This window comes from Roseateles terrae (assembly GCF_014192155.1).
GTDB lineage: Bacteria > Pseudomonadota > Gammaproteobacteria > Burkholderiales > Burkholderiaceae_C > Roseateles > Roseateles terrae.
This window is the reverse complement of sequence record NZ_JACHXO010000006.1, coordinates 52,734-64,612: the sequence shown is the minus strand read 5'-3', so window position 1 is coordinate 64,612 and position 11,879 is coordinate 52,734. Positions and strand designations below refer to the sequence as shown.

Genomic DNA, 11,879 nt, shown 5'->3' with positions numbered 1-11,879 from the left:
CTTTAAGCCGCTTTAAGCCGCTTTAAGCCGCCATCTTGAGCCCCGCCCGGCTCAGCATCATTTCGATCAAATCCCGATGCCGCGGCAGGTCTCGCACCGCATGCTGGCCCAGCTGGGCGATCATGCCGAATTCCTTGCGGGCCTCTTCCGCACGTCGCCATCCCGCACGTGCGCCCTGCAGCTGCGTGTCGTACTCCATGCCATAGAGCACGTATTGCCAGCTCGCCGGCAGGTACATCTCCACATCGGTGATGAAGTCCAGCCGCTGCGGCGGCCGATGGCGCCACATGGCCAGCTTGTCCTTGAGGCTGTCCGGATGCGAGGCCGGATCGGCGTTGTCGCGCCAGAAGGCGGTGTCCTGCCGCTTCGTCACCGCGTAGTGCAGCTTGATGAAATCCACGATGCGGGCGTAGCGCTCACTCATGAATCGGTTGAAATGACGGGCCACCGGCTCGGTGTCTCCGTCAAATGGGAACAGCTGCGCAATCAGATAGGCCGCAGTCTCGATCAACCCGATGCCTGACGATTCCAGGGGTTCCAGGAAGCCGCCTGACAGCCCGACCGCCACGCAGTTCTTCACCCACTGCGTCTCCCGATAACCGACGTTGAGGGTGAGCTTGCGGGGGCTCAGTGCATCCGCGGCGGGGCCGATGTAGTGCCGCAGCTCACGCTCGGCCTGTTCGTCGTCGGTGTGGCGGCTGCTGTAGACGTGGCCGATGCCGCGACGCTCCTGCAGTCCGATGTCCCAGATCCAGCCATTGCGCTGCGCAGTGGACAGGGTGCAGGAGGCAATCGGCGTGTCCGGCCGGTCGTAGGGCACCTGCATGGCAAGGGCCCGGTCCACAAACAGCGTGTCGTTCAGCGAAGTGAAGGGCGCGCCCAGCGCCTGGCCGATCAATCGTGCATGAAAGCCGCTGCAATCGACGTAAAGACCCGCACGCAGCGCGCCGGCCTCACGCGTGACAACGCCGGCGATCGCGCCCTGCTCATCGAGCTCCACCTGATCCACCGTCGCAATCACCCGCTTCACACCCAGCGACTGCGCCTGTTCCGCCAGCAGCGCGGCGAATCGGCCGGCGTCGAAGTGATAGGCGTAGTTGAGGGCGCCCATGAAGTCGCCGTCGGTGGCGCGCTTGGGGCCGTGTCTCGCATCCACCACCGCCTTCTGCAGTGTCACCGCTTCGGCAAAGGCGCGGTCCGGCCCTGCGTCCCCCATCAACCAGTACGGCAGCAATTCCGGCGCACCGGGGCGCTGGCTGGGCAGGCTGAAGGGATGGAAGTAATGGTCGGGGCCTGATTCACCGGCACCGCGCTGATCCACCGGAGGCCGTACCCAGTCATTGAATCGAATGCCCTGCTTGAAGGTGGCGGAGCACGCCTGCAGGAAACGCGATTCGGAAATGCCAATGGCGGACAGGGTCCCCCGGATCGAGGGGAAGGTGCCTTCGCCCACGCCGATGATGCCAATGTCACTCGACTCCACCAGGGTGATGCGCACCCCGCCGTGCGCCGTTCCCAACTGCTGCGCCAGGAAGGCGGCGGTCAGCCAGCCGGCAGTGCCTCCGCCCACGATGAGAATGTCTTCAATCGCCTTCATGCCGTTGTGTCTCCGTGTTTGTGCTGTGTTGTGCAAAGGCATCAGTCTCGCGGCAGCCCTGTGTCCATCGGCTCTGCGGCCTCTCTGGGAGCATGGGGTCCACTACGGGTAAATGATAGTGCCCGAAATGACAACGGTGTCAATCCAGCCGTTGACAACGTTGTCAACGATTGCCTAGGATGGCTGCAAACGACAAGAACAAATTTTTGAAGAGCTTTCAGAGCCACCCAGGAGACAACATGACTTCAGCTTCGTCCCGCCGACCCGCCATCGGGCTGGTCACACCCGTCCAATTCGCCGTGCTGGCCTTGATCGCCGGCGCCGTGCAGGCGCAACAGGCGCCCGACACACCGGCCTCACAGACTGTCGCCCAGGCCGCACCGCAGGATTCCGCCCCGCAGGGCAGTGCAGGCGCCAATGCCACCACCACGGCTGACGGCAAGCAGGCCCTGCCCCAGGTGCTGGTGACCGCCACCAAGCGCAGCACCTCGCTGCAGAAGACGCCGGTCTCGGTGACCGCCATCAATTCCCAGACCCTGGACGACAACCATGTGAAGAGCATGCTGGACGTCTTCAATCTGGTGCCCAGCATGCAGGGCACCGGTCAGGGCGACCACGGCATCGTGAGCATCACGCTGCGCGGCATCGGCAACGACAGCGCCAAGACCGAATATGCCGACCCGGAAGTCGCGCTGTTCGTGGACGGCGTGTTTGCGCCGCGTCCCGAAGGCGCCGCGACCATGCTCTTCGACCTCGATGGCATCGAAGTGCTGCGCGGCCCACAGGGCACGCTGTGGGGCCGCAACTCCACCGTCGGCGCCATCAACATGAAGACCGCCAAGCCGGTGCTGCGTGACACCTCCGGTTATATCGAAGGCGGGGTCGGCAACTACGCCCGCATGGGCATCAAGGGCGCGGTCAACATTCCGCTGGGCGACACCATCGCCGCACGGGTCGCCTTTGCCCATGAGCAGCATGACGGCTACGTCTCCTATCAGCGTGCGCCGAACGTCTCGCTGGCCTCGCAACGGGCCGCCTACGACGCTTATGTCGCGGGCGGTGGCAAGGACGTCGGCTTCCAGCCGATCAATCCCAACCTGTTCGTCCAGAGCGGCGACAAGTACAACGCCCAGGACCAGACGGCCGCCCGTCTGAGCTTCCTGATCAAGCCCAGCGACAAGCTGCGCTGGGACATCTCTCTCGAGCAGTTCGCCGACCGCGGCACGCCCTCGATGAGCCTGATGCAGACGCCGCGCGAAGGCGAGAAGTTCTGGTCCGCCCTGATCGACACCGCCCCGTCGCTCAAGCGTGATTCGACCTCCATCCGCAGCCGTCTCGAGTACGACATGGGCGGCATGTCTCTGGCCTACGTGGCGGGCTACACCCACTTCAAGGGATCGGGCACCTACGACCAGGATCTGGGCGTCAACGTGCCCACCAGCTTCACCACCGGCGCCACGTATCAGGCCGACAACACCGTGTGGAGCAAGTACACCAGCCACAGCCATGAAGTGACGCTGCAAAGCAATGAGCGTCAGACCATCGACTGGGTGCTGGGCCTGTACTACGCGGCGGAAGACAACGGCATCCGCTTCGACATCCCGATCATGAACGGCACCCAGCAGGGCACCGTGAATTGGCAGGGCTCCTTCATCCAGCCCAAGGAAACGGTGGATTCCTCCGCCGCCTTCGGCCAGGCGACCTGGAATCTGTCCGACGCCTTCCATGTGACCGGCGGCCTGCGCTACACCCACGACGACCGCAAGAACAAGGGCGGCCGGGGCTGGACCTGGGCGAACGTCGCCACGGCGCCGCAGATTCCGCTGAATCCGTCGGTGGACCCGACCGATCCGGCCAACGGCTATACCGCCGGCAACATCAACGACGCGCACTACACCGGCAACAAGACCACCTGGCTGGCCCGCGCCGCCTATGACCTGAGCAAGACCACGATGGTCTACGCCAGCGTCTCCACCGGCTACAAGTCCGGCGGCACGGGTGACGGCGGCCTGGCCTACGGTCCGGAAACGCTGACCAACTACGAAGCCGGCTACAAGTCCACGCTGCTGGACGGACGCATGACCTTCAATGCCAGCGTCTATCACATGAAGTTCAAGGACTTCCAGTTCAGCGCACCGGTCATCGTCAACGGCAACCGCCAATTCGCCTACAGCAACGCCGAGGGCGCGAAAGTGTCAGGCGTGGAAGTGGAAGCGGCCTACCTGATCACGCCGGACGACCGGCTGCAGCTCAGCGCCAGCTACACCAAGACGAAGCTGGGTGCCCTGGTGGCGTCGTCCAACGACTATGCGCTGCCCGCCTGCACCACGCTGACCGGCAACTGCCTGGACGTGACCGGCAACGAACTGCCCCACGCGCCGAAGGTGTCGCTGCAGCTGATGTACGAGCACAACTTCCCGCTCTCCAACGGGGATTCCGTCGCTCCGCGCATCAGCTATCACTACCAGAGCGCCAACTGGCTGTCGGTGTTCAACCTCGGGGACGGCGATCGCCAGAAGGCCTACTCGACGGCGGACGTCGCGGTCCGCTACAGCTCCAAGCGCAACTGGTATGCCGATCTCTACGTCCGCAATGTGGGCGACGAAAAGATCAAGACCAGCGCGGGCAGCTCCGGCAGCTACGCCAGCGCGATCTGGACGGCGCAATACGCCGCACCGCGCACCTTCGGCCTGAACGCGGGCTACAACTTCTGACGGGCAGGTGATGGGAGCGCCCGGTCCGACATCGTTTCTCTGCACTGCACCGCCGGTCGCTTCGGCGATGGCGGGCCGTGCCGCTCCCTGCCCTTGATTCCGCCATGAACAGAAAGACCATGCAGCCTTCCGACGCCACGCCTGCGGCCGACACCGCCCTCATTCGCGACCTGATCGCCACCTTGCCCAGCGGTTTCCAATGGGGCTCGGCCACCAGCGCCGCGCAGATCGAGGGTGCCGCCCGCGAGGACGGCAAGGGCGAGTCGATCTGGGACCGTTTCTGCGCCCAGCCGGGCCGCATCAAGGACGGCTCCAACATCGACATCGCCTGCGACCACTATCACCGCTACGGCGAGGATGTGGACCTGATGAAGTGGCTGGGCCTGGACGCCTACCGCTTCTCCTTCGCCTGGCCGCGCGTGCAGGCGCAAGGCCGTGGCGCCTGGAATGAAGCAGGCTTTGCGTTCTACGACCGGCTGATCGACAAACTGCTGGAAGCGGGCATCCGTCCGCATGCGACGCTCTATCACTGGGACCTGCCGCAGGCGCTGGACGACGGCATCGGCGGCTGGCTGTCGCGGGATGTGGTGCCGCTGTTCGCCGACTATGCCGCCGAGGTGGCCCGCCGCTTCGGGGACCGTCTCGGCAGCATCGCCACGCTCAATGAGCCGTGGTGCTCGGCGACGCTCGGTTATGAGACCGCGCAATTTGCGCCCGGCCACACGAGCCGGGCGGAAGCGGCGCAGGTGTCGCACCACCTGCTGATGGCCCACGGTGCGGCCATCCAGGCGATGCGGGCGGTGGGGTCGAAGGCCGAGCTGGGCATCGTGCTCAACTTCACCCCGTCCTTCCCGGCCGAGCCGCTGCTGGAGGCCGACCGCCGTGCCGCGCGCATTGACGACGGACTCAGCACCCGCTGGTACATGGACCCGGTCTTCCGCGGCCAGTATCCGGCCGATGTGATCGAGTACCTGGGCGCCGACGCACCGAAGATCCAGTCGGGAGACCTCGCCTTGATCCAGCAACCGCTGGACTTCCTGGGCGTGAACTTCTACACCCGCAGCTTCATCAGCACCCAGCAGCCGGGTCTGACGCCGCCAGGGGAACTGGGCTTCACCGACATGGGCTGGGAGATCTACCCGCAGGCGTTGACGCAGCATCTGCTGCGCATCACTCGCGAGTACACCCCGCCGCCGCTCTACATCACCGAAAACGGCATGGCCAATGCCGACTCGGTGGTCGATGGCGCGGTGCCGGACCAGGAACGCATTGCCTATTTGCGCAGCCATCTGTCGGCCTTGTCGCAGGCGGTGGCACTGGGAGCGGATGTCCGCGGCTACTTCTACTGGAGCCTGCTCGACAACTTCGAGTGGAACTCCGGCTACCAGAAGCGCTTCGGCCTTTTCCACGTCGACTACGCGACGCAGCAGCGGCTGGCCAAGGACAGTGCGCACTGGTACAGGAACGTCATCCAGCAGTATCGTCAGCCGTGATAGGGAGCGCTGAGCGCCACCACTGAGCGCCGGCATCGATATCAGCGAGCGGAGTGGTGTACCCACCCTCTGCGCCTGCTGAAAAACCAACGGGGCCTCGCATCCAACCGGATGTCGAGGCCCCGTTCTTTTGCAGGGTCGTCAGGCCCCGGACCTGCGCGGGTGCGCAGGCGTCGGGCCAGGGATCAATCGATCGACCCGTCCATCAAAGGATCACCAGATGCGGATGCGGTCCTGCGGCGCCTTGTACATCTTGTCGCCTTCGCGGGTCTTGAAGGCTTCATGGAAGCCGTCATGGTTGACCGCGGCGCCGTTGGCGCGGAAGGCCGGCGGCGAGTGCGGGTCCACCGTCAGCAGCGTCAGCTCGCGCTCTTCACGCGTCTTCTGACGCCAGGCCTGCGCCCAGCCCATGAAGAAGCGCTGCTCGCCGGTGTAGCCGTCGATCACCGGCGACGGCTTGCCGCCCAGCGAGCGCAGGTAAGCCTTGTAGGCGATCTGCAGGCCGGACAGGTCGGCGATGTTCTCACCCAGCGTCAGCTTGCCGTTCACATGCTTGCCCGGGATCGGCTCGTAGCCGTCATATTGGGCCACGAGGCGGGCGCCGATGGCGTCGAAGGCCTTGCGGTCTTCATCGGTCCACCAGTTGCGCAGCGCGCCGTTGCCGTCGAACTGGCTGCCCTGGTCATCGAAGCCGTGGCTGATCTCGTGACCGATCACCGCGCCGATGGCTCCGTAGTTCACCGCATCGTCCGCCTTCGGGCTGAAGAAGGGCGGCTGCAGGATGGCGGCCGGGAACACGATCTCGTTCATCGTGGGGTTGTAGTAGGCATTGACCGTCTGCGGCGTCATCAGCCAGTCTCGGCGATCCACCGGCTTGCTGGCCATTGCGGCCTTGCGCTGCCATTCAAACTGCGAGGCGCGGATGTCGTTGCCCAGCGCATCGCCGGCGCGCACTTCCAGCTTGCCGTAATCACGCCAGGTGTCCGGGTAGGCGATCTTGATCATGTACTTGGACAGCTTGTCCTGCGCCTGCGCCTTGGTGGCGGGCGTCATCCAGCTCAGGCCGTCGATCGAGTCCTTGTACGCGGCCAGCAGGTTGTTCACCAGCGCCAGCATGCGGGCCTTGTCCGCCGCAGGGAAGTAGCGCTTCACATACTCCTGGCCCACGGCTTCGCCCAGCGCGCCATTGACCTGGTCCACGCCCTTCTGCCAGCGGGCCTGCTCGGTCTTCAGGCCACTCAGCGCCTGGCCGTGGAAGGCGAAATGCGCTTCACGGAAGGCCTTGGGCAGCAGCTCGGCATGGTTGTCCAGCGTGTGCAGGGTCAGGTAGAGCTTCCAGTCGTCCAGCGAGGCTTCGCCCAGCAGCTTGGCCACGGCGGTGAAATAGCTCGGCTCCAGGACCACCAGCTTGTCGAGGTCGGGCACCGAGGCGGCGGCCAGGAAGCCCTTCCATTCGAAGCCCGGCGCCTTCTCGGTCAGCTCGGCCGGCGTCATCGGGTTGTAGACCTTGGTCGGTTCACGCAGGTCGACCTTGTCCCACTGCACTTCCGCCAGGCTGCGCTCCAGCGCCAGCACGCGGCGGGCGGCGTCGGCCGGGTCCTTCAGGCCGGCGTGGCGGGCGAGCGTCTGCAGGTAGTTGGTATAGGCGCCCAGGGCCTTGGCCAGCCGCTCGTCGTCCTTCTTCAGGTAGTAGTCGCGGTCCGGCAGGCCCAGTCCGGCTTGTCCGGCCTGCAGTCGGTTGATGCCGGGTTCGGCATAGTCGGCTTCGATGTCCAGGCCCACCGGCGTGTTGACCACGCCGCTGGCCTTGCCCATCCAGGCGGCCAGCTGTTCGCGGGTCTGGATGGCGTTGATGCTGTCCAGCATCGGACGCACCGGCGTGAGGCCCGCCTTGTCGATGGCGGCGGTGTCCAGGAAGGACTTGAAGTAGTCGCCGACCTTCTGGTCATTGCCGGTCTTGGCCTTCTTGGCGGCCAGTTCCTCGGCGATGCTGCGCACGCGCTTGTCGGTCATGTCGGCCAGCACGGTGAACGCGCCGAACGAAGACTTGTCGTTCGGGATCGCCGTATGGGCCAGCCAGTGGCCGTTGGCAGCACGGAAGAGGTCATCTTGCGGACGGGCGGTCTTGTCCGCGCCGGACAGGTCCAGGCCCGACTGCGGCGGGGCGGCCATGGCAAGGGCGGCGAACTGCATCGCGGTCGCCAGCAGGGTCAGACGGATGGCTTTTTTCATCACAAGCGCATGAAAGGAGTGCGGGCAAGCCCGGCGGAACTTTGAGCCTATGTCAAAAGTCAGGACCTGCCAAAAGGCATGAATCCCGCAATCGCAGGGGAGGGCGCCCGGCGCACTGCGATACTCCCGTCCAAACAGGACCGCCGGGGCTGCGGCAGACCGTCGCCCGCCCACGGCAGAGCCAGGAGACCGTGTGGAGACATTGCAGATCACAACCGATGCCCGAGGCGTCGCCCGGGTGCTGATGAACCGGCCGGAGGTGTTCAACGCCTTCAATGAGGCGATGATCGCCGAGCTCACCGATGCCTTCGACCAGCTGGGGCAGGATCCCGCCGTGCGGGTGATCGTGCTGAGCGGCCAGGGCAAGGCGTTCAGTGCCGGCGCCGACATCCAGTGGATGAAACGGGCGGCCGAGGCCACCCAGGACTGGAACCTTGCGGACGCCCGCAAGTTCGCCGCCATGCTGGACGGGCTGGCGCGCTGCCCCAAACCGACGCTGGCACAGGTGCATGGGGTGGCACTGGGCGGTGGGGTGGGCTTGACACTGGCCTGCGACCTGGCGATTGCGTCCTCGAAGGCCCAGTTTGCGGTCAGTGAGGCGCGCTTTGGCATCCTGCCTTCGGTCATCGGCCCGTATGTGGTCAATGCCGTGGGACCGCGTCAGGCGCGTCGTCTGGCACTCACCGCCAGCCGCATCGGCGCCCAGGAAGCGCTGCAGCTCGGACTGGTGCAGCAGGTCGTCGAAGCCGAGGCGCTCGATGCCGCCGTGCAGACCTGCATCACCGAGCTGCTGGCCGGCGGACCACAGGCCCAGGCCGAAATCAAGCGTCTGATGGCGCAGCTGGAGGTCGGGCCGATCACGCCGCAGGTGCGGGAGCTGACGGCACAGACCATCGCCCGGGTGCGCACTGGCGACGAAGCGCGCGACGGCTTCGCGGCCTTCCTGGCCAAGCAGCCGGCGCCCTGGGTGCCGCCGACGTCCACACAGGACTGAGTTGAGGAGACATGCAATGACAACAGCAGGCAACACGTGGCGGGTGGCCTCGGCCGCCGCGGCCGACGCGCCGGTGGCGGTGATCGGCGCCGGCGTGATGGGCGCCGGGATCGCCCAGGTGGCGGCTCAGGCGGGACATCCGGTGCAACTGATGGATCTGCGTGAGGGGGCGGCGCAGGCCGCCATCGCCAGGATCGGCCAGACGCTGGACACGCTGGTGGGCAAGGGCCGCATGAGTGCGGAGGAGCGCAGCGCGGTGATGAGCCGGCTGCAGCCCGCCGCTGCGGTGGCGGACCTGGCGGGCGCGGCGCTGGTGGTGGAAGTCATCATCGAGCAGCTGGAACCGAAGCGGGCACTGCTGAAGGAACTCGACGCCCTGCTGCCGCCCGACGCCCTGATCGCCTCCAACACCTCGTCCATCAGCATCACCGCGCTGGCCAACGGCATGGCCATGCCGCAGCGGCTGGTGGGCATGCACTTCTTCAATCCGGTGCCGCTGATGAAGCTGGTGGAAGTGGTGTGGGGCGCGGAGACCGACGCCACCGCCGCATCCGCCATTGAAGCCCTGGCCCGGCGCTGGAACAAGACGCCGGTGCATGCACGCTCGACCCCCGGCTTCATCGTGAACCGGATCGCGCGGCCCTATTACGCGGAATCCCTGCAGGTGCTGCAGGAGCAAGGCGCGACGCCCGCGATGGTGGACCGGGCCCTGCGCGGCGCCGGCTTCCGCATGGGCCCCTGCGAACTGATGGACCTGATCGGACATGACACCAATGCGCTGGTGACCCAGTCCGTGTTTGAAGCGAATTTCGGAGACAAGCGCTTCCAGCCATCGCTGGTGCAGCGAGCGCTGGTGGACGGGGGCCGCCTGGGCCGCAAGGTGGGCAAGGGCTTTTATGACGGGGTGCCTGCTGCCGCCGAACCGGTGCCGCCGCCCCAGACCTCACCGCCCGAGGTGACGCTCATGGGCCGGGGGCCGCTGGTCGACCGTCTGGCCAGCTGGCTGACCCATCGCGAACTGGCATTCGCGATCTCGCCGCAGTCCGACTGGCAAGGACTGGCCCTGAACGGCCTCGAATTGCATCTCACCGATGGCCGCTGCGCCGCCGAACTGGCGCATCAACGGCAGCAGCCCAAGCTCGCAGTGATGGACTGGCCCCTGGCGCCTGACCGCGCCGACGGACTGGCCGTGGCCTTCGGTCCGAAGGTGAGCGCCGACCAGCAATCCGCCGCGCGAGACCTGCTGCGTCACCTGGGCTGGGACCTGCTGGTGCTGCGCGACATCCCCGGCCTGGTGGTCGCGCGGACGGTTGCGATGCTGATCAATGAAGCGTCCGATGCAGTGTGGCAGGGCGTTTGCGATGCCGAAGGCGCCGACACCGCCATGAAGCTCGGCGTGAACTATCCGGCTGGCCCCTTCGAGTGGCTGTCGCAGCTGGGCGCCGGGCCGGTGGTGCAGGTGCTGGACGGCCTCTTCTCCAGCTACCGCAGCGAGCGCTACCGGGTGAGTCCGCTGCTGCGGCACCGGATCTGGTCCGTCTGAACTGCTTCGCCCAAGAAAAACGCCGCGGCGGCAAACCGCGGCGGCGTTGTTCAGAGCGGGTCTGACTCGATGCGGCGCGAGCCGTTCAGAGCAGCATGCGCAGGTGAGCCTGGGCCTGCAGCAGCGGCGGCAGGCAATGCTCGACCATCTGTTCCATGCTCATGCGCGAAGCATGCACGCTGATGGCCATGGCGGCGACGGTGTCACCCTTGTAGTTCTTCAGCGGCACGCTCACCGAACGCAGGCCCTGTTCCAGTTCCTGGTCGATCAGCGCATAACCCTGAGCGCGGGCGCGGGCGATTTCGATGCGCAGGCGTTCCGGGTGAACGATGGTGTGCGGGGTCAGCGCGGTCAGTTCCTGACGGGCGATGAATGCATCCACATCCGCCTGCGACTGGGCCGCGAGCAGCACACGGCCGTTGGCGGTGCAGTAGGCCGGCACACGGGTGCCCGGCTGCAGGGTCGGCGAGACCACGCGGCCCGCGCTGGTGGCGGAGATGCAGATCACGTCGTTGCCATCCAGCACGCCGGCAGAGCTGGCTTCCTTCATCGCATAGGCCAGCTTGTGCAGCTCGGGCTCGATGATGCGGGGCAGGCGGGCGGAGTGCATGTAGCTCTGGCCCAGGCGCAGCACCTTGGGGGTCAGGGCAAACATCTTGCGGTCCTGCGAGACGAAGCCCAGATGGGTCAGCGTCAGCAGGTAGCGGCGGGCGGCGGCGCGGGTCAGACCGGTGCGGCCAGCCACTTCACTGATGGTCAGGCGGGGACGTTCCTGGTCGAAGGCCTCGATGACGGCCAGGCCCTTTTCCAGACCGGCGACCAGATCCCGCTTGAGCGGACCCGTGCGGACTTCTTCGGTGGGGGCGTCGGGAATGACCGCAGAGGTCAGTTCGTCGTCTAGGGAGCGTTCAGCGGACATGGTAAACCGTTTGTGCGTTTGACGCCCAAATCTGCTGGGCGTGGGCAGGAGTTCCCGTCACTATAGGGACAACCCTGTGAAGAATCTTTGCCAGGGCAATTGTTTCCAACGCTATTCGCACCAACCTGCCCCACTTTGGGGATATCGCGACGGTGGTCGCCCGGCGGCCATCAAAAGCAGGACGTCGGGGCGGCAATCGCAACTCAAACGGGTGAAACGGGGTGGTGACGGGCGATTGGCAACAGGAAATGACGAGGGGGACCGCGGGGAGGTGGTCGTACAACTCATATATGAGCGGTATGCGCCACCGGACGCCGTCAGTATCCCATGCGATGTGCGATTACCGCTTCCTCGAATGGGAGCGATGCCATGACAATTTTTCTGACT

The 11,879-nt window shown here is 65.9% G+C and carries 7 protein-coding genes; 4 read left to right on the top strand and 3 right to left on the bottom strand.

Annotated elements, in window-relative coordinates; genetic code table 11:
* Positions 1 to 22: 22 nt before the first annotated feature.
* Positions 23 to 1,597, bottom strand: a complete 1,575-nt coding sequence (locus FHS28_RS16555) for a tryptophan halogenase family protein (RefSeq protein ID WP_184295052.1) — start codon at positions 1,595 to 1,597, stop codon at positions 23 to 25.
* 239 nt (positions 1,598 to 1,836) lie between these two features.
* Here FHS28_RS16555 and FHS28_RS16550 point away from each other — a divergent pair, with 239 nt between their 5' ends.
* Positions 1,837 to 4,311 carry a TonB-dependent receptor gene (locus tag FHS28_RS16550; RefSeq protein WP_088453491.1) on the top strand — a complete coding sequence of 825 codons (2,475 nt, stop codon included), beginning with the start codon at positions 1,837 to 1,839 and terminating at the stop codon, positions 4,309 to 4,311.
* 104 nt (positions 4,312 to 4,415) lie between these two features.
* Entirely contained in the window at positions 4,416 to 5,804 is a 1,389-nt protein-coding gene (locus tag FHS28_RS16545; RefSeq protein WP_246410256.1) for a GH1 family beta-glucosidase, read from the top strand.
* Positions 5,805 to 6,017: 213 nt separating this feature from the next.
* Here FHS28_RS16545 and FHS28_RS16540 read toward each other — a convergent pair whose 3' ends face one another.
* Positions 6,018 to 8,036: a M13 family metallopeptidase gene (locus tag FHS28_RS16540; protein WP_088453492.1), complete on the bottom strand. Its 2,019-nt coding sequence runs from the start codon at positions 8,034 to 8,036 to the stop codon at positions 6,018 to 6,020.
* 193 nt (positions 8,037 to 8,229) lie between these two features.
* Here FHS28_RS16540 and FHS28_RS16535 point away from each other — a divergent pair, with 193 nt between their 5' ends.
* Entirely contained in the window at positions 8,230 to 9,030 is an 801-nt protein-coding gene (locus FHS28_RS16535; RefSeq protein ID WP_088453493.1) for an enoyl-CoA hydratase-related protein, read from the top strand.
* A 16-nt stretch (positions 9,031 to 9,046) separates the two neighbouring features.
* The gene (locus FHS28_RS16530) at positions 9,047 to 10,573 is read left to right on the top strand and encodes a 3-hydroxyacyl-CoA dehydrogenase (RefSeq protein ID WP_088453494.1); all 1,527 of its coding nucleotides are present in this window, start codon (positions 9,047 to 9,049) and stop codon (positions 10,571 to 10,573) included.
* Between the two features lie 85 nt (positions 10,574 to 10,658).
* Here the strand turns inward: FHS28_RS16530 and FHS28_RS16525 are convergent, their stop codons facing one another.
* The gene (locus FHS28_RS16525; protein WP_088453495.1) at positions 10,659 to 11,492 is read right to left on the bottom strand and encodes an IclR family transcriptional regulator domain-containing protein; all 834 of its coding nucleotides are present in this window, start codon (positions 11,490 to 11,492) and stop codon (positions 10,659 to 10,661) included.
* Positions 11,493 to 11,879 lie beyond the last annotated feature (387 nt).

Excerpts from the sequence above, each read along its gene's own strand:
- FHS28_RS16555 (WP_184295052.1), bottom strand. The coding sequence starts at position 1,597 with ATGAAGGCGATTGAAGACATTCTCATCGTGGGCGGAGGCACTGCCGGC.
- FHS28_RS16550 (WP_088453491.1), top strand. The coding sequence starts at position 1,837 with ATGACTTCAGCTTCGTCCCGCCGACCCGCCATCGGGCTGGTCACACCC.
- FHS28_RS16545 (WP_246410256.1), top strand. The coding sequence starts at position 4,416 with ATGAACAGAAAGACCATGCAGCCTTCCGACGCCACGCCTGCGGCCGAC.
- FHS28_RS16540 (WP_088453492.1), bottom strand. The coding sequence starts at position 8,036 with ATGAAAAAAGCCATCCGTCTGACCCTGCTGGCGACCGCGATGCAGTTC.
- FHS28_RS16530 (WP_088453494.1), top strand. The coding sequence starts at position 9,047 with ATGACAACAGCAGGCAACACGTGGCGGGTGGCCTCGGCCGCCGCGGCC.
- FHS28_RS16525 (WP_088453495.1), bottom strand. The coding sequence starts at position 11,492 with ATGTCCGCTGAACGCTCCCTAGACGACGAACTGACCTCTGCGGTCATT.